The organism is Carnobacterium sp. 17-4, from assembly GCF_000195575.1.
Lineage (GTDB): Bacteria > Bacillota > Bacilli > Lactobacillales > Carnobacteriaceae > Carnobacterium_B.
This window is the reverse complement of sequence record NC_015391.1, coordinates 1,802,252-1,820,447: the sequence shown is the minus strand read 5'-3', so window position 1 is coordinate 1,820,447 and position 18,196 is coordinate 1,802,252. Positions and strand designations below refer to the sequence as shown.

The 18,196-nt window shown below is 35.0% G+C and carries 15 protein-coding genes; 9 read left to right on the top strand and 6 right to left on the bottom strand.

All coding sequences use genetic code 11. The annotated features are described in order from the left end of the window. Positions 1 to 13 precede the first annotated feature (13 nt). The 7 genes from CAR_RS08670 to CAR_RS08645 all read left to right on the top strand — a co-directional run bounded on the left by CAR_RS08670 (position 14) and on the right by CAR_RS08645 (position 9,734). Positions 14 to 1,162, top strand: a complete 1,149-nt coding sequence (locus CAR_RS08670) for a glucose-1-phosphate adenylyltransferase (protein WP_013711343.1) — start codon at positions 14 to 16, stop codon at positions 1,160 to 1,162. Further along, positions 1,152 to 2,324, top strand: coding sequence for a glucose-1-phosphate adenylyltransferase subunit GlgD (glgD, locus tag CAR_RS08665; RefSeq protein ID WP_041556495.1), 1,173 nt, complete (start codon positions 1,152 to 1,154; stop codon positions 2,322 to 2,324). The genes CAR_RS08670 and glgD overlap by 11 nt, the downstream gene beginning before the upstream one ends. 4 nt (positions 2,325 to 2,328) lie before the next feature. Then, positions 2,329 to 3,765, top strand: coding sequence for a glycogen synthase GlgA (glgA, locus tag CAR_RS08660; protein WP_041556493.1), 1,437 nt, complete (start codon positions 2,329 to 2,331; stop codon positions 3,763 to 3,765). 115 nt (positions 3,766 to 3,880) lie between these two features. Beyond that, complete coding sequence (locus CAR_RS08655; RefSeq protein ID WP_041556491.1) at positions 3,881 to 6,316, top strand: glycogen/starch/alpha-glucan phosphorylase; 2,436 nt, start codon at positions 3,881 to 3,883, stop codon at positions 6,314 to 6,316. A gap of 43 nt (positions 6,317 to 6,359) precedes the next feature. Then, positions 6,360 to 6,866: an amylopullulanase gene (locus CAR_RS13030; RefSeq protein ID WP_013711339.1), complete on the top strand. Its 507-nt coding sequence runs from the start codon at positions 6,360 to 6,362 to the stop codon at positions 6,864 to 6,866. 16 nt (positions 6,867 to 6,882) lie between these two features. Continuing rightward, positions 6,883 to 8,220: a glycoside hydrolase family 13 protein gene (locus CAR_RS08650; protein ID WP_013711338.1), complete on the top strand. Its 1,338-nt coding sequence runs from the start codon at positions 6,883 to 6,885 to the stop codon at positions 8,218 to 8,220. A gap of 236 nt (positions 8,221 to 8,456) precedes the next feature. Further along, complete coding sequence (locus tag CAR_RS08645; protein WP_238526685.1) at positions 8,457 to 9,734, top strand: NCS2 family permease; 1,278 nt, start codon at positions 8,457 to 8,459, stop codon at positions 9,732 to 9,734. A 97-nt stretch (positions 9,735 to 9,831) separates the two neighbouring features. Here CAR_RS08645 and CAR_RS08640 read toward each other — a convergent pair whose 3' ends face one another. Both CAR_RS08640 and CAR_RS08635 read right to left on the bottom strand, forming a co-directional pair. Beyond that, the gene (locus CAR_RS08640; RefSeq protein WP_013711336.1) at positions 9,832 to 10,566 is read right to left on the bottom strand and encodes a membrane protein; all 735 of its coding nucleotides are present in this window, start codon (positions 10,564 to 10,566) and stop codon (positions 9,832 to 9,834) included. A 134-nt stretch (positions 10,567 to 10,700) separates the two neighbouring features. Then, on the bottom strand, positions 10,701 to 11,327 hold the full coding sequence (locus CAR_RS08635) for a DsbA family oxidoreductase (protein ID WP_013711335.1): 627 nt from the start codon (positions 11,325 to 11,327) through the stop codon (positions 10,701 to 10,703). 187 nt (positions 11,328 to 11,514) lie between these two features. Between CAR_RS08635 and CAR_RS08630 the strand changes: the two genes are divergently transcribed. After that, complete coding sequence (locus tag CAR_RS08630) at positions 11,515 to 13,188, top strand: peptide ABC transporter substrate-binding protein (protein ID WP_013711334.1); 1,674 nt, start codon at positions 11,515 to 11,517, stop codon at positions 13,186 to 13,188. 109 nt (positions 13,189 to 13,297) lie between these two features. Here the strand turns inward: CAR_RS08630 and CAR_RS08625 are convergent, their stop codons facing one another. Both CAR_RS08625 and CAR_RS08620 read right to left on the bottom strand, forming a co-directional pair. Next, positions 13,298 to 13,654: a hypothetical protein gene (locus tag CAR_RS08625; RefSeq protein WP_013711333.1), complete on the bottom strand. Its 357-nt coding sequence runs from the start codon at positions 13,652 to 13,654 to the stop codon at positions 13,298 to 13,300. 140 nt (positions 13,655 to 13,794) lie between these two features. Next, positions 13,795 to 14,169 carry a DUF4828 domain-containing protein gene (locus CAR_RS08620; protein WP_148229408.1) on the bottom strand — a complete coding sequence of 125 codons (375 nt, stop codon included), beginning with the start codon at positions 14,167 to 14,169 and terminating at the stop codon, positions 13,795 to 13,797. Positions 14,170 to 14,486: 317 nt separating this feature from the next. On the opposite strand from CAR_RS08620, the gene CAR_RS08615 reads away from it, so the two are divergent. After that, on the top strand, positions 14,487 to 15,839 hold the full coding sequence (locus CAR_RS08615) for an aspartate kinase (protein ID WP_041556489.1): 1,353 nt from the start codon (positions 14,487 to 14,489) through the stop codon (positions 15,837 to 15,839). A 362-nt stretch (positions 15,840 to 16,201) separates the two neighbouring features. On the opposite strand, the gene CAR_RS08610 is transcribed toward CAR_RS08615, so the two are convergent. Further along, positions 16,202 to 17,026, bottom strand: a complete 825-nt coding sequence (locus tag CAR_RS08610; RefSeq protein WP_013711330.1) for an undecaprenyl-diphosphate phosphatase — start codon at positions 17,024 to 17,026, stop codon at positions 16,202 to 16,204. Between the two features lie 136 nt (positions 17,027 to 17,162). Next, positions 17,163 to 18,146 carry a YeiH family protein gene (locus tag CAR_RS08605; protein ID WP_013711329.1) on the bottom strand — a complete coding sequence of 328 codons (984 nt, stop codon included), beginning with the start codon at positions 18,144 to 18,146 and terminating at the stop codon, positions 17,163 to 17,165. Positions 18,147 to 18,196 lie beyond the last annotated feature (50 nt).

The window sequence follows — 18,196 nt, the reverse complement described above, 5'->3', positions numbered from 1 at the left end:
TTCCAACATCATAATGAAAAAAACTGAAACGTTAGCTATGATTTTAGCAGGAGGACAAGGAACACGGCTTGGTAAATTAACTAAAGACATTGCTAAACCGGCTGTACCATTTGGTGGGAAATATAGAATCATTGATTTTGCGTTAAGCAATTGTGCTAATTCTGGAATCAAGAATGTTGGTGTTGTGACTCAATACCAGCCTCTTGAATTAAATACTCATGTCGGGAATGGCGAAAGTTGGGGACTAAATACGCACGATGGCGGAGCAACTATTCTACAACCCTATTCAAGTGTTGATGGAGAAAAATGGTTTAAAGGAACGGCACATGCTATTTACCAAAATATTGATTTTATTGATCGGTATAATCCAGAGTATCTGTTAGTTCTTTCAGGAGATCACATCTATAAAATGGATTACCAAGATATGATTACATTTCATAAAGAAAAAAATGCTGCCTTAACAGTAGGGGTAATTCCAGTTCCCATTGAAGAAGCACCTCGTTTTGGAATCATGAATACCGATCAGACAGATAGAATTATTGAATTTGAAGAAAAACCTGCAGAACCTAAAAGTAACTTAGCTTCGATGGGAATTTACATTTTTGATTGGTCTATGCTAAAGCGTTACCTTATTGATAACCATGCTAAAAATCGGACGATGGAAGATTTCGGAAAAGATGTAATTCCAGCATATTTAAGAAATAGTGAAAATATATTTGCTTATGCATTTAAAGACTATTGGAAAGATGTTGGAACAATTGAAAGTCTCTGGGAAGCGAATATGGAATTTTTAGATCCGAATCATGCATTAAATATTAGAGATACATCATGGAGAATTTATACTCAAAATCCTTCTGCTCCGCCTCAATTTTTAACTAAGTCATCAAAAGTTGCTGATTCTATGATTGCGGATGGGTGCTACATCGCCGGAGAAGTCAACCATTCAATTTTATCTCATAATGTTAAATTGGGTAAAAATTCAAAGGTTAAAGACAGTTTGATTATGGCGAATGTAACGATAGGAGAGAATGTAACGATTAATTGTGCCATTATTGGAGAAAATGCAAAAATCCATGATGGAGCGCAAATTATTGGTGACGAAAAAAATATTACGGTTGTTGGATACGCTGAAGAGATGGGAGGGTTAAAAGATGAAGACTAATGAACAGCTATGCGCAGTAATAAACCTAGATGAGTCAGAACCACAGTTGATGCCTTTAACCAAAAGAAGAGCAGTGGCTGCACTGCCATTCGGATCACGTTATCGCCTGATTGATTTTCCGCTTTCTAGTTTATATAGTGCAGAAGTCACTTCTGTTGCTTTATTTGTACGGGGCAGTGCAAGAGCTTTATTGGATCATGTCCGCAGCGGCTATCCTTGGGGAATGGAATCCACAGTTGGAGGTGGATTGTTTATTCATTCTGGAGCCGAAATAAAAGAAGCCCTAGAGTCGTTAGAGCCAGGTCAAATTAGTAGTTATTATCAAGATCAAATTGATTTTGTGGAACACTCAGGAAAAGGGTATGTAGTAGTTATGGGTAGTAAAATGCTTTGTAATGTTGATCTTAAGGCAGTTTTAAGAAGTCATATCGAAAGTAAATCCGATATTACTGTTGTGTATAAGAATGTTCCAAGAGAATTTTGTTCACTGGAGTCTATCGACACTTGTTTAACTTTTGAAGTAGAGGGAGAAAGTAAAGTAGTTGATTTACTTCCTGCTCGCGAACTTCCAAAAGAAGAAACGAAAATAGCTATAGGTATGGGAATAGCGATTATGAGTGTCAAAAAATTTATTGAATTAACGAGAGAAGCAGCAAATAACCGAATAAAAGGTGAAATCAATGTCTTAATTAGACATAGTTTAAAAGAAAATACCGTTGATGGTTATGAGTACACTGGATATTTGAAAAATATCGAAAATATTTCAAGTTATTATCAAGCGAATATGAATCTGTTAGAGGAAGATAATTATAATGCATTATTTTATCGTAGCCAGCCTGTTATTACAAAAGTCAAAAATGGGGCACCTACTTACTATTCAAAAGAAGCTGACATCAGTAATTCTCAATTTGCAAGCGATTGTGTGATTGATGGAACAGTTGAGGATTCTATTATTTTTCGTAAAGTCTTAATAGAAAAAACGGCAATAGTTAGAAACTCATTAATTATGCAAGGCTGTAAAATTGCTCAAAATGCAGAATTAGATTACGCTATTCTTGATAAAGGCGTAAAAATTGGTCCAGGAGTGAAATTAACAGGAACAAAAGAGAATCCAATAGTTATTACAAAAAATAGTGAGATAACAGTTGAAAAGGAGAGCTGAAAAAATGAAAGTTTTATTTGCTGCGGCAGAATGTGCTCCTTTTTTTAAGACCGGAGGATTAGGGGATGTCGCAGGTGCTCTGCCAAAAGAGTTGAAAAAACAAGGCATAGATGTACGTGTTGTATTGCCTTTGTATGGTACAATGCCTCAAAAATATAAAGATCAATTAGTAGATGTAGTGCAGTTTGAAGTGAAGGTTGGTTGGAGAAGTCAATATTGTGGGATAAAAAAATTAAAAAAAGATGATATTGACTATTACTTTATTGACAATTTATATTATTTTAATCGCCCTAGCATTTATGGTTTTGATGATGATGGCGAACGATTTGCTTTTTTTGCGCAAGCTATTTGTGAGATGTTGGAAAAAATAGATTTTATCCCAGATGTTTTACATGTGAACGATTGGCATACGTCTATTATTCCTGTTTTGCTAAAGGATAAGTACCAATGGATTACAAGTTATCAATCGATAAAAACGATTTTGACTATTCATAATATTCAATTTCAAGGTGTTTTTGATCAACTTGTGTTATCTGATCTATATGGAATTGGTTACAACACCTTTCACGAACATGGCTTAAAATATTATGATGATATCAATTGTTTAAAAGGTGGGATTTTTTATGCGGATCAAGTCACAACGGTTAGTCCAACATATGCACAAGAAATCCAAACACCTCAATTTGGGGAAAATTTAGACGGTGTATTACGGTTCAATAGTTATAAATTAAGCGGCATTTTAAATGGGATTGATTATGAGGTCTTTGATCCTGAAACAGATAATGCTATACCCGCTCATTTTTCCACAAAAAATTTAAAAGGAAAGATGATTAATAAAACTACTTTGCAGGAGCGAGTTGGATTACCAGTAAATGAGAAAATAGCACTAATGTCTATGGTGAGTAGGCTAACGACTCAAAAAGGCTGTAACTTATTGCGTGATAAAATCGATGAACTGATGCATCGTAATATTCAAGTTCTCATATTAGGTACCGGTGAAAAAGAATACGAAGACAGTTTCAATTATTTCACTTGGAAATATCCAGAAAAATTTAAAGTGATTGTTGATTTTGATGTGGCTTTAGCCCAACACATCTATGCAGGAAGCGATTTGTTTATTATGCCGTCAGCATTTGAACCATGTGGATTGTCTCAACTCAACTCACTTCGGTATGGTACATTGCCAATCGTTCATGAAACGGGTGGATTAAAAGACACCGTTCAACCTTACAATCCATATACTGGAGAAGGAACCGGCTTTAGTTTCAATGATTTCCGTTCATCTGTCATGGTTGAAACGATCGACCGTGCATTGACGGTTTATTATGATGAGCCAAAAAAATGGATATCATTAGTAAAACAAGCAATGTCGAAAGACTTTAGTTGGGAAAAATCCACTAACGAATATATACAAGTTTATACAATAATGGTTAAAGCATAATGAAGAGCTTCAACAGGCACATAAAAATAGGCAACTATTCTTATTTTGACTGTTGAAGTTTCTTTATTTATTAGAAAATTCATTAGCTTAATCAAAAAAGAATGCGAGGATAAAAATAATGTTAACAACTACTGAATTTAAACAAGAATTTGAGAGAATAATTGAAGTGCTTTATGCCTCGAATTTAGAAGATACTTCTTCCGTACAGCAATATACAGCTTTAGGCAATTTTATAAAAAGTTATTCTTCTGATAATTGGAACCAAACCAATCAACTGTATTTAGAAGAACAAGTGAAACAAGTCTACTATTTTTCAATGGAATTTTTACCTGGGCGTATGTTGAAAAGCAATTTGTTGAATCTAGGTATTTTAACTACTGTGCGAGATGGAATTGCTGAAATGGGGTTAGATTTCGAAGCGATTGTAAAATCAGAAGTAGATCCAGCTTTAGGTAATGGTGGATTAGGTCGATTAGCTTCTTGCTTTATGGATTCCATTGCCTCTCTTGGTATTCCAGGTAATGGAACAGGTATCCGCTACCGGTATGGTTTATTTCAACAAAAATTTGTAGATGGGTATCAAGTTGAATTGCCAGAAAACTGGCTACGCAACGGAAATGTTTGGGAAGTCAGAAAAGAAAATAAAGCTGTCATGGTTCGTTATGGCGGCGAGGTGTATTTGAAAGAAGATGGCGAAAATAAACTGCGCCCTATCTATTCGAATACTCAAAATATTTTAGCAGTTCCTTATGACACCGGAATGATAGGATATGAGAATGATGTTGTAAACAATCTTCGCTTATGGTCAGCTGAAATTCCCCCTGAAGAAGAGATACGTTACAAGACGATTGCTGAACGAGAAGTAGTCAACCAGATTACAGAGGTACTTTATCCAGATGATTCAAATTATGAAGGACAGCTTCTTAGATTGAGACAAGAGTATTTTTTTACATCTGCAGGTATTCAAAGTATTGTACGATTTTTCAAAAAACAGCATCAGCCATGGAGTGAGTTTCCAAATAAAATCGCTATTCATGTAAATGATACACATCCAGCTTTATGTGTTCCAGAATTGATGCGTATTTTATTAGATGAAGAAGGACTTAGTTGGGAAAATGCATGGGATATTACGAAAAAAACTATTAGTTATACTAACCACACTATTATGCAAGAAGCTATGGAAAAATGGCCGGTCGATATGGTTCAAGGGTTGCTGCCTCGTATTTATCAAATCATTGAAGCAATCAATCAACGCCATATAGATAGAAAAATCCCCTTATATGGAGAAGAACTGACGTATCGGACCACTATTATTTCGGACGGCTATGTTAAAATGGCGCACTTAGCTATCATTGGAAGTCACAGTGTAAATGGGGTTGCCCAATTACATACAGACATTTTAAAAGAAGAAACGTTGCACGATTTTTATAAAATGTATCCATCTAAATTTAATAATAAAACAAACGGTATCACACAAAGACGATGGCTTCATTTAGCTAATGAAAAATTAACGCAATTGATCGATGATAAAATCGATCAAGAGTGGAAAACGAATCCAGCTGAATTAAGACAGTTTAAGGCCTATTCAAAAGATTCAGAAACGCTAAAACAATTGTCTGATATCAAACTTGAAAATAAAAAACGATTTGCAATTTATGTAAAAGAAAAATACGGTATTGAAATTGATCCTACAGCATTATTTGATGTGCAAATAAAAAGATTACATGCTTATAAGCGCCAATTATTAAATGCGTTGCATATCTTAGACCGTTATTTGAAAATCAAAGAGGATCCTACCCTTGAATTGCAGCCAAGAGTCTTTATTTTTGGAGCTAAAGCAGCTCCAAGTTACATTTATGCAAAGCAAATCATAAAATTTATTAACTCACTAGCTCAATTGGTAAATAATGATCCAGATGTAGGCAACAAAATAAAAATCGTTTTTGTAGAAAACTATGGTGTTTCATTAGCAGAGATGATCATTCCAGCTGCAGATATCAGTGAACAAATATCATTAGCAGGAACAGAAGCCTCTGGAACAAGTAATATGAAATTGATGCTGAATGGTGCGTTGACCATGGCAACTTTGGATGGAGCTAATATCGAAATTAAGGATTTAGTAGGAGAAGATAATATTTTCTTGTTTGGTTTGACGAACGATGAAGTTAATCAGATGAATCGAGAAGGAAATTATTCTTCGATAGCCGTTATGGAAGCCAACCCGCGTTTGAAACGAGTCCTGAATTGCCTAATTAATGGCACTATTCCAGGTATCGAAGAAGAGGGCCGAGTAATCTATGACTCATTAACGCTATTTAATGATGAGTATTATGTTTTGCAAGATTTTGCAAGTTTTGTTGCAGCTCAAGAAAGAGCAGATAACTTATACCAAGATCAACAGGCGTGGAACCAAAAGGCTTTGATCAATATCGCAAGTTCAGGTCCATTTTCTGCCGATTTTACGATCATGCGCTACGCTGATGAAATATGGAATGTTAAAGGGAAAGCTGAAAAACATGTTTCTTTTTTAAAAGGCAACCAGCCAATATAAAAGATTAAGGAAACGGCAACTACAATAGAACTGAGGAAATAAAATGACTGAAATGATTTATTACAATTCGTGGTTATCAGAATACAAAAAACCATTTGGAGCTGTACCGATTAATGAGAAAGTAACATTTACGATTACTTGTAAATGGCCGGTAGACGAGCCAATCTACCTGATTGTACAGAAGGATTTTGGAGATACATTTGAAGTCAAGATGCGTTCTATTGGACGGTTTCAATATCAAGTTACGATTCAATTAACGGAAGGGCAAGGATTGTATTATTATTTTTTTAAAGTATCGGTTCAAAAAGACCAACAAGTCAAAGTCGTTTATTATGGGAACAATCAACGGTTCAAGGGTGGAGAAGGCCAAGTTTATGAACAGGAACATGATGTGAAGCCTTATCAACTAACGAGTTATTTATATGCAGACCCTTCACCTAAATGGTACCGTGAGGGAATAGCTTATCATATTTTTGTAGATCGTTTTTACAATGGCAATGAAGATGGAAAAGTGCTGAATCCTAAAAAAAAATTCCTTTCTCTATGCTAATCAAGAAGACCTGCCCATGTACATTAAAAATGAAGATGGGGAAGTTGTTCGTTGGGAATTTTATGGTGGCAATTTAAAAGGAATCATCCAAAAATTACCTTATTTAAAAGAAATGGGTATAACTATTCTATATCTTAGTCCGTTATTTGAAGCTCGAAGCAATCACAAATACGATACAGGCGACTATTTGAAAATTGATCCAATGTTTGGCGATCAAGACACGTTTAATGAACTTATTCAACAAGCCAAAGAGTTCGGGATGCGGATTATTTTAGACGGGGTATTTAACCATTCAGGTGCAGACAGCCGTTACTTCAATCGATATGGAACGTATCCTGAGATGGGAGCTTATCAATCTAAGGAAAGTCGTTATTTTGATTGGTATACGTTTAAAAAATTTCCGGATCACTACGAATCATGGTGGGGTGTAAAAGATTTACCTAAGTTGAATACAGAAAATCCAAAGGTCCAGTCCTTTTTGTATAAAGATCAAAATAGTGTAATCCGCAAATGGTCAAAATTAGGATTAGGCGGCTGGCGTTTGGATGTAGCTGATGAATTATCTGATGATGTACTAAAAGGGATACGGTTGGCATTAGAAGAAACAGTTGAAGATTCAGTATTGATTGGTGAAGTGTGGGAAGATGCCTCAAATAAAATTGCTTATAATAAACGCCGTCATTACATTGAAGGAGGTCAGTTGCATGGGGCGATGAATTACCCTTTTCGGGCAATTATCATTGGACTTCTTCAACGGTCAATAACTCCGCAAGAAGCTGCTGAGAAGTGGATGAACTTAAAAGAAAATTATCCTACTGAAGCTTTCAAAAGCAATTTAAATAATATTGGCACACATGATACCGAGCGAATCTACACTGTTTTAAATCAGAATATAGCAAAGTTAAAGCAAGCAATGGCATTATTATTTATCGTTCCAGGAGTTCCTTGTCTTTATTATGGGGATGAAGCAGGTGTAAAAGGAAAAGAAGATCCTGATAATCGCCGAATGTATCCGTGGGGAAAAGAGAATAAAGAGATTCAAACTTTTGTGAAAAAATTAGCTGCTGTCCGTAGCAAAGAAACCAGTTTGAAAGAAGGGGATTTTTATTCCTTTTCACAGGGTGAATTAATGGGAATCGTTAGGTTGAGCAGTCAAGAAGAGTTTGTCATTATGCTTTTAAACACAGCTAATAAAGAGAATCGTTTAGAAACATCTGCTATTCCAGAGCAGTATGATTTTAAAATCTCATCTTTTTTGGACAAAAATCAACTGAATCATATCCAAATACAGCCCAACAAAATAGTTCTTCTGATAAAAGAACAAGATCAAGAGGCAAAGATTACTATATTTTAAGCAACGATAAGTGAAGAAGTATTCATAGAGAAATATATTTCTCTATGAATACTTCTTTTGTCTTTCTATCGTATAAAAAAATACATGACTTTTTGTACTGTAGATGTTAAAATGAAATGTTGGGGCGTGTAAAGAAAAAAACTTTCTTTTTTGCTGTGCAAGCTTTAAAAAGACTGCAGCCCATGTCTCCAGATTACTTGTGTTTGAGAAAACACATCGAAAAGGAGAAAAAAATAGTGAATTTTTTTAAATTGAAAGAAAACCAAACAAGTATTAAACAAGAAATGATAGCGGGTATTACATCATTTTTCGCGCTATCGTATATTATTATAGTCAATCCATTAATATTGGCTGAAGCAGGGATTCCACCTGAGTTAAGTGTGTTCGGTACGATTTTAGTTTCTGCTGTTGGAAGTATTTTAATGGGTTTATGGGGAAATGCTCCACTGGTGCTCACTCCTGGTATGGGAGTTAATGCTTTCTTTACGTATACAATTGTAGGTTCATTGGGGCTATCTTGGCAGCAAGCCTTAGCTGTAGTTTTTGTTTCTGGAATAATTTTTACTGGTATTGCCTATACTTCTATCAGCAAGTTGTTAGTAGATGCGATTCCCGATTCATTAAAACACGGTATTACAGCCGGAATCGGACTTTTCTTAGTCGTAATTGGACTGGAAAATGGTGGTATTCTTACGGATGGAGGAGCCAACTCATTTATTACGTTAGGAGATTTGTCTCAGCCGCTTGTCTTACTCGCTGTCATTGGGATTTTATTATCCGGTGTGCTTTATCTAAGAAACGTACCAGGAAGCTTTTTTATTGGAATTGCAGTTATTACTATTATTTCATTGGTAACTGGCGTTCATGAAGCAGGAGCCTCTTCATTTTCATTGAGTAATCTATCAAATTATCCCGCACTTGTAGGAGCGTTTGATTTTTCAACAATCCTTAGTGTGCCTTTTATTTTAGCAGTATTTTCTTTGACAATGATCTTAATTTTTGAATCTATAGGTTTGTTTGAAGGCATGTTAGAAGATAAGACTCGTTTTACGAGCGCTTTTAAAGTCAGTGGAGTCATGACGCTTGTATCAAGTTTACTTGGAACGAGCCCGACTATACCAGCAGCTGAAAGTGCATCTGGTATTAAAGCTGGCGGGAAGACCGGGTTAACAGCTGTGTTTGCTGGAGGACTATTTTTACTTTCGTTAGTTTTTACCCCTTTGTTGTCTTATATTCCAAATGCTGCACTATCACCTGTTATCGTAATAACTGGAGCGATTATGATGGAAAACTTAAAACATATTCCATTTGATGATTTTAGTGAATGGTTCCCTGCCTTTTTAATTATAGTGATGATTCCTTTAACATCAAGTATCGTTGATGGATTAGCTTTTGGTTTTGTAGCCTATCCTATTTTTAAATTAGCAAATGGCGAGTTTTTCTTAGTAAAAAAAGCGATGAAAGTCGTATCCTTTTTATTCTTGCTTACGATGGTTGCTATTGCAATTATCTAAGCCTAACAGTACTAAAATGCGTGAAAAAAACTATACAGAAAAACCTTGGAATCAGAACTTTGATTGCAAGGGTTTTTCTGTATGTTCAAAATGAATTTTAAAGGAAAATTAGCAGAAGAGAGTAACCGAAAGAGCCTACCAAAAAACTGCCTATGCTGCTTTCTTGTTCTTGAGGAAGTTCTTCTTTCATGACATTGAGGATAACCCCACCAGCTATGAAGGCTTGTAAAATAGATAAGAGTAGTTCATTTAGTTCTGTTAATGCTCCGATAAGCCACCCCAAAAGAATAGCAATAGTTAAAAGAACTCTACCATATTGATCATAGATGTGCTGATGGTCTTTGCGTAAGCTCCAGTCATTGGTTAAGAAATGGACACCTAAAGCGATAAAATAAAATAGCATTCCTAGAACAGTATTGAATTCTTCTTGTACTAGCAAATAGCCAATAATGGCGTTGTAAATAAAAAAGGAACCAATATGAAGCCAGAAGATACCAGAACTAGCATTTTCAGGTTGTTTAAAATGAGGACTATTTTTTGAAATCTTAACTACTCGTTCTAACGAGTAGAACAATGCTAGTCCAGCTAAAGCAATGACATAAATATGATGTTCTAAGTACCTCCACGGACTATCTTTTAGTTCATTCATTAAAGCTTCTTGGTAGTGATTTAATTCGGGCAATAAATGGACAAAGACATAGGCAACAGAAACTCCAGCTGAAAAAGATAGAAATTTTATTCTTGGCACTTCATTCACAAAACGGAAAGATTTAGAGAAAAAATGAATCAAAGCAAAGCCTACTGCACAAAAAAAACTGAGCAAAATATACATGATGTTCCTCCTATCTCGTTAATCCTATTCTAGCTTTCTAGCGGATTAAACAGAACTATTTTGTCTTATGTTGGAGAATAACAGATAAAAAAAGGAGCTGAGAATAAATTCTCAACTCCTTTTTGGTGGTCTAATTATGATTTAGCATCAATTTCTGCTAATACTTGCTCGAATACTTCAATAGGTTGAGCACCACTAACACCATATTGTTCATCAATAACAAAGAATGGAACACCTTGAACGCCAATTTCAACTGCTTGAGCTTGATCTAAACGTACAGCATCTAAATAAGCATCTGAAGTTAAAATTTCTCTAACACGTGTTTCTTCTAATCCAATTGATTCGGCTAAGTGAATTAAGAAGTCATCATCATTTAACCATTTGCCTTCAATAAAATAAGCTTTTTTAGCTAATTCCATAAATTCATTCCCTTTACCTTGTTCTTTGGCAAATTGAAATAAACGATGTGGTTTTAACGTGTTACCATGTTGAATAGTATCATAATGGTAATCTAAATCAACGTTGTTAGCCATTTGAGTAACTTGATCAAACATTGATTGAGCTTGATCAATGCTCATTCCTTTGTGTTCAGCAAAATACTCTTCCATAGTACCTTCAACCTTTTCAGGTGCTGTTGGATCTAGTTCATAACTATGAAATTCAATTTCTATGTCTGTGCGGCCTTTTATTGCGGCTTCTAAATGACGTTTTCCAATATAACAAAAAGGGCATACGAAATCCGACCAGATTGCAATTTTCATCTTTGATCACTCCTTAAAAATACTTACTAATGATAAGCATAAAGGTAAAGGCTCTAAAAAGTCAATTAAATTTGATTTCTAGATAAAAAAAAGCTTGCAAATAATAAATGAAATGTGTATATTTATTATTAAGTTCTAATTTAATTAAAATAAGGTTAAAATAAGATTAAAAACGGGGGATTTAGTTATGGAGAAGAAAACATGGTGGAAATCTGGAGCTTTATTATTAACAGCAGGTATTTTGGTAGCTTGTGGAAATGAAGCAGATAGTGAAACATCTTCATCAAGTTCAGGCGAAGGGAATTTAGCAGAAGAACAAGTACTGAATTTAGTTGAGATTGCAGAATTGCCTACAGGAGATACAGCATTAGCTACAGATACAGTTAGTTTTACCGTTTTTAATAACGTCAATGAAGGTTTGTATCGTCTTGATAAAGATAGCCAACCCGTTCCAGCTTTAGCTCAAGAAGAAGCTACTGTCAGTGAAGACGGTTTAGAATACACATTTAAATTACGTGAAGATGCAACTTGGTCAAATGGGGATCCTGTAACAGCTAAAGATTTTGTATACGCTTGGCAAAGGGTTGTTGATCCTGAAACAGCCGCTTCTTATTCTTACTTATTTGAAGGAATCAAAAATGCAACAAATATTATTGCTGGAGAGGCTGAACCTGAAACTTTAGGAGTGGAAGCTGTTAGTGATTATGAATTAAAAGTTACAATGGAAACACCGGTACCTTACTTTATTTCATTAATGGCTTTCCCAACATTCTACCCTCAAAACCAAGAATTTGTTGAAGAACAAGGAGACAAATATGGTACTTCAGCAGAAACAATGGTCTTTAATGGTCCCTTCACATTTAGCAAATGGGATGGAACAAACCTAAATTGGACCTACGAGAAGAATGAAGATTATTGGGATGCTGAAAATGTTACTTTAGAAGAAATTAATGTTGAAGTCATTAAAGAAACGTCTACAGCTCTAAATTTATACGATTCTGGTCAGATTGATCGAGTTAATTTAACCGGTGAGTTTGCTAAACAATACAAAGATAATGCAGATTATACTGTTGAAACAGAAGCAAGAACGTCTTATCTTCAATTGAATCAAGAAAAAAATGGAGAAGAAACACCATTAGCTAACGAAAACTTGCGTAAAGCAATTGCAACTGCTTATGATCATGAATTATTGGTCAGCGAAATCTTAGCAAATGGTTCTCAAACAGTAGGGGGACTTGTTCCTTCTGAATTAGCATCAAATCCAACTTCTGGAGATGACTTCCGTGCAGAATCAGGAGACTACCTAGCATTTGATGCTGATGCAGCTAAAGAATATTGGGAAGCAGCTAAGTCTGAACTAGGCACAGATACTGTAACCTTAGAATTACTTGGCGATGATGATGAAACAAATAAAAAAGTTGGAGCTTACATGAAAGACCAAATTGAAACGAATTTGCCTGGTGTAGAAGTGACCTTGAAAAACGTTCCTTTTAAATCTCGTTTAGAATTGCAAACAAAACAAGATTACGATTTTGCTTTAGGTGGTTGGGGAGCTGACTTTGCTGATCCAGTAAACTTTATTGATTTAATGACATCAGAAAGTCCATACAACCGTTCTAGCTACAGCAATGCAGAATTTGACGAACTAGTTGCTTTGTCTAAAGGAGAGAACGCAACAGATGTTGACGCACGTTGGACAAACTTGCTTGATGCAGAAAAAATCTTATTAGAAGAAGCAGGAGTTGCTCCTCTATTCCAAAGAGCTGCAGCAACTTTACAAAAGGAATATGTTAAGGATATTTACAACCACCAAGTTGGAGCTAAATACACTTACAAAGATGCTTATATTGAATCTCATTAAAAGGTGACTAAGTTTAAATCGTTCTTTGGTAAGCAAGACTAAAATAAGAAGAGCTCTAAACAAAGATTCTTAATCTTTGATTTAGAGCTCTTTCTATTTAACTACGTATTTAGGATTGATTCGCTTTAGTAACGATACGATTTGTTTGTAGATCAAATAGAATATTGCAAACAAACAGAGCAGCTAAAATGAAGACACTCACAGCTGTATTACCTCCCAAGTAAAAGTGAACAAAGAGAGAATAGATGATTATTTTTGCAATAAGTTGGAGGCTAAAGACTTGCTTTAGTTTTTTAACTAACGATACAGTTGGTTTTTCTTTGATATTTTTTATGATCCTACGATCATTCACAAGAAAAATGCGAACAAACTGATTCTCAAAATCATAGGCACTAAAATGACGTAAGGCTAATAAATTACCCATCACGTAGAAAACGATCAATCCGATTAAAAGGTATTGAAACAAGTGCAGTACTCCTTTCTGAGCTGTAGAAAATAATTTGAATAGTCATTATATCATAACGTTCGCAGAATTTTTTTCAATAGTAACGACCAAAGAAATAAAAAAGTAAAACCTCTCCATGAGGCTAGTATCATGGATGGATTTTACTCTGTTAAAACAAATAGATAATTTTTTTCATCAGCATCGTCATAAAAAGATAATGTGTTATTTTGGTGACGCTTAGCAATCAATTCATACCCATAATGATCAGTGAAGACAAGTTGCTGTTTGGAGATAGAAGTAATGCTACCTAAAATTGGTTGGTCATTAATGATAAAATCACCTTCGTTTGTTATTTTTAAAAGACGCTGTTTTTCGTCTATTTCTTGATTACTCCAAGTCCCGATGAAAGGGGAAAGAGGATCTTGCATAGAGATAGTTTTAGATAAGCCATTCTTTTTCTTTGAAACAGAATTTCCCAGCAATCCTGCAATAACAGAAAATCCCAGGAAAAGATTAATATATTTAGTCATTTTCATATTTTTTTCTCCCATAATAAGTAATAGAATAAGTGCGTTTATAAAAAAAGGCGTTGAATGTCAACTACTTTATTATTATATGCTTATTTTGGCGAATTAAATAGGGACTAAAGTATTATTTTGATGTCAAATTGATGTTAAATAGATTACTAAAATGGTAAATAAGATAGAATAAAAAAATATTCTTACTTTTTTACTTAAATAGATAGAAAGACTTGATTCTCAACGAAAAACAGTCCAAAATGTAGGAATATACTTCTTTCCCTTGTCTAGTGATAAATGAAAGCAAATAAAAAATAATAAAGGATGTTACTTTGATGAACGTGATTAAATTTGGTGGAAGCTCATTAGCTTCAGGAAGTCAGTTGAAAAAAGTAGTACAAATCGTAAAAGAGGATGCTGCAAGAAAAATTGTTGTAGTATCAGCTCCTGGCAAGCGTTCAGCAGAAGATGAAAAGGTCACAGACCTGTTGATTGGATTTGGTATGAAAGCTCTTGTCGGGCATGACTTTAGTGCAGTATTGGGTAAGATTATAATGCGCTATCAGGACATTGCAGAAGAATTAGGGTTGGGAACGGAAATCATTGACGAAATCAGAACCGATTTAGAAGGTTTGGTTAAGGGTAATAAAGACGAACCCGATTATTATTTAGATGCATTTAAAGCAAGTGGAGAAAATAACAATGCAAAGTTAGTTGCAGCTTATTTTAATCATGAAGGCATTCCAGCTCGTTATCTGGATCCTCAAGAAGCTGGATTAATGGTAACGAACGAACCAGGAAATGCACAAGTTTTACCTGAGAGTTATGAAGAGTTATATAAATTGCGTGCTAGTGAAGAAGTCATTATATTTCCAGGTTTTTTCGGGTACACAAAAGATGGAAAAGTGTGTACTTTTTCAAGAGGCGGTTCAGATATTACCGGATCGATTTTGGCAAATGGAATCCAAGCTGAACTATATGAAAACTTTACAGATGTAGATGCTATATTTGCTGCTAACCCTCATGTAGTTGAAAGTCCTATCGGTATCAAGGAACTGACTTACCGTGAAATGCGTGAACTTTCGTATGGTGGTTTTTCGGTTTTACATGATGAAGCTTTGCAACCAGCATTTAAATTAGGTATTCCAGTTCAAATTAAAAATACAAATAATCCATCTGCTCCGGGAACTCGTATCATGAAAGAAAGACAAATGACTGAGCAAGGCGTGATTGGAATTGCTAGTTCTAGTGGTTTTAGCAGCATCTATATTGACAAGTATCTAATGAACCGTGAAATTGGTTTTGGACGTAAGGTACTAGAAATATTGGAATCAAGAGGTATCAGTTATGAACATATGCCTTCAGGAATCGATAATTTAACGATTATTTTGCACAGCGATCAAATGACTACAGAAGAAGAACACTCTTTATTGGTACAATTGAAAGAAGAGTTGGATGCAGATAGCGTAAAGGTTGAACGCAATATTGCATTGATCATGATCGTAGGAGAGGGCATGCGTGAAAAAATGTTTACGATGTCCAAAGCAGCAACAGCGTTCTCTGAGAACAACATCAATATCGATATGATCAACCAAGGTGCTTCGGAAGTTAGTGTCATGTTTGGTATTCAAGCTAAACACGAAGACCTAGCAGTAAAAGCATTATATGAAGCCTTTTTTGTGAAATAATAGTATCTTAAAAAATGGAACATTTCTAAAACTATAAAAACGGTCAATCTCACTCTTCCTTGGAAGAGTGAGATTTTTTTTTGCTTCACTTGTCCATGAAACCAGTCTTCATGGACAAGTGACACCTTTTTTTTGCTTCACTCTTCCGTTAAGAACCATTTCATGGATAAGTGAGCCCGATTTTCCGCTCCAGTTGTCCGTCAAAAGCCATTTCATGGAAGAGTGGTGCCAAATGGACATTAGAAAATCTTTATAGAATATTTCTTAAATCAAAAAAACTCATTCGCACTTCTGATGAAAAAACATCAAAAGGAGGAATGAGTTTTTGAACTAGGACGTTTGTCCTGATCCATTTATTACTGTTAACCAAATAAAAGGAAATAAGCGATAACAAGTACACCTAAAATAATTCTGTACCAACCAAAAGCTTTAAAGTCATTATTTTTAATGTAGCCCATTAAGAATTTAATCGAGATAATAGACACTACAAAAGCAACTATCATTCCGGTTAAAAGAGTAGCTACTTCCATACCCGTAAAGTCAAATCCAAACTTAAAGATTTTGAGGAAGCTTGCGCCAAACATGATTGGGATCGATAAGAAAAATGAATATTCTGTCGCAACGAAACGAGAAGTACCGATTAAGATAGCTCCTAAGATTGTTGCTCCGGAACGAGAAGTACCGGGAATCAATGAAAGAACTTGGAACATCCCAATAAGAAAGGCCGTTTTATACGTCAAATCTTTAAAAGAAGTAATAGAACTTTCTTTTCCTTTATTCCGATTTTCAATAACAATAAATAAAATTCCGTAAACAATTAGCATGATGGCAACTGTCCAATAATTGTATAAATGCTCATTTAACCAGTCATCAAATAGAAAACCTAATACGGCTGCGGGAAGAACCCCGACGATTACTTTATACCAGATAGAAAGTGTGTCTCTCTTTTCTTCTGTCGTTTTCTTGGGTGAAAAGGGGTTTAACTTATGGAAAAAAATCAACACTACTGCCAGAATGGCACCTAGTTGGATGACGACAAAAAACATTTCTTTAAATCCTGCTGAAGCATCTAAATTAATAAATTGCTCTACCAGAATCATATGACCTGTGCTACTAATAGGTAGCCATTCCGTAACTCCTTCGACAATTCCTAAAAATGCCGCTTTTAATAATTCAATAAAAATCATGTTGTTCTCCTTTCAAATCAAAACGTGAATTAAGACTCACAAAAATAAGTATACCTAAATTTAGTTCGTTATCCTATAGTCTTTAGACAAAATTAAGGATTTTTTTTATCAGACTACTAGTAGACTTCATACAAAATTAAAGTTGCCCTTGAATGAACTGGACAAGTAAACTACTGGCTGCAACGAAGAACCAGGTTATCAGGCCAAGTAAAACTGGCTTTGCACCTGTCTTTAAGAGCTCCTTGAAATTAGCAGATAAACCAATTGAAGCTAGTGCCATTGCAATCATAAAACGTGAAAGCCATTTGGCAGAAGTAATGAAAACTTCAGGAAGTATGCCTGTACTGCTGACTACAGAAGCAACTATAAACCATAAGATAAACCAAGGGAATATTTGCTTTAAAGAAACTTTCTCAGCACTGCGGCGCTTCTTGTAGAGTTGGATGCCAGCAATTAGTAATGAAACAGGTATAATCAACGTAGCTCTGGTTAATTTTACAATTGTAGCATAGTCTCCAGCAGATTCACTATAACTGTAACCTGCAGCTACAACCGAAGAAGTGTCATTAATAGCTGTTCCTGCCCATAAACCAAAACCACTATCCGTTAAATTCATCAAATGCCCTATGAATGGAAATAGAAAGACGGCTACAATATTAAATAAGAAGATGGTCGAGATAGATAAAGCTACCTCTTCATCTTTTGCATCAATGATAGGTGAAACAGCAGCGATTGCTGAACCTCCACATATGGCCGTTCCTACTCCTATTAAAGTTGTAGTGTTCATCGGAATATGTAACCATTTCCCAATTAAAAAAGCACTGATAAAAGCTATAACAATCGTAATAAGCGTCACGCTTAGAGAGGAAAGCCCCGTTGATTGAATATCTTGAATGGATAAACTAAAACCTAATAAGACAATCGAAGCTTGTAAGATTTTTTTTGAAGAAAATTTAATACCCGGCTGAAAGTCAGCAGGAGTACCAATTGTGTTATTCAATAATAAACCTATAATAATAGCAAATACAGCACTGCCAATAATAGGAAATACATTTCCCAGTAGCGTAGCAATAAGTGCAATTGCAATGGAGAGAAAAAGCCCTTTACTAATTTTTTTCATCTATTGATCGTCCTTTCTCTAAGATTTATTTTAACTATAGCATATTTTTA

Bases quoted from the DNA above. Each gene is read 5' to 3' on its own strand.
- CAR_RS08620 (WP_148229408.1), bottom strand. From the start codon at position 14,169: ATGAAAATGACTAAATATATTAATCTTTTCCTGGGATTTTCTGTTATT.
- CAR_RS08615 (WP_041556489.1), top strand. From the start codon at position 14,487: ATGAACGTGATTAAATTTGGTGGAAGCTCATTAGCTTCAGGAAGTCAG.
- CAR_RS08630 (WP_013711334.1), top strand. From the start codon at position 11,515: ATGGAGAAGAAAACATGGTGGAAATCTGGAGCTTTATTATTAACAGCA.
- CAR_RS08610 (WP_013711330.1), bottom strand. From the start codon at position 17,026: ATGATTTTTATTGAATTATTAAAAGCGGCATTTTTAGGAATTGTCGAA.
- glgA (WP_041556493.1), top strand. From the start codon at position 2,329: ATGAAAGTTTTATTTGCTGCGGCAGAATGTGCTCCTTTTTTTAAGACC.
- CAR_RS08650 (WP_013711338.1), top strand. From the start codon at position 6,883: ATGTACATTAAAAATGAAGATGGGGAAGTTGTTCGTTGGGAATTTTAT.
- CAR_RS08605 (WP_013711329.1), bottom strand. From the start codon at position 18,146: ATGAAAAAAATTAGTAAAGGGCTTTTTCTCTCCATTGCAATTGCACTT.
- CAR_RS13030 (WP_013711339.1), top strand. From the start codon at position 6,360: ATGACTGAAATGATTTATTACAATTCGTGGTTATCAGAATACAAAAAA.
- CAR_RS08670 (WP_013711343.1), top strand. From the start codon at position 14: ATGAAAAAAACTGAAACGTTAGCTATGATTTTAGCAGGAGGACAAGGA.
- CAR_RS08635 (WP_013711335.1), bottom strand. From the start codon at position 11,327: ATGAAAATTGCAATCTGGTCGGATTTCGTATGCCCTTTTTGTTATATT.
- glgD (WP_041556495.1), top strand. From the start codon at position 1,152: ATGAAGACTAATGAACAGCTATGCGCAGTAATAAACCTAGATGAGTCA.
- CAR_RS08640 (WP_013711336.1), bottom strand. From the start codon at position 10,566: ATGTATATTTTGCTCAGTTTTTTTTGTGCAGTAGGCTTTGCTTTGATT.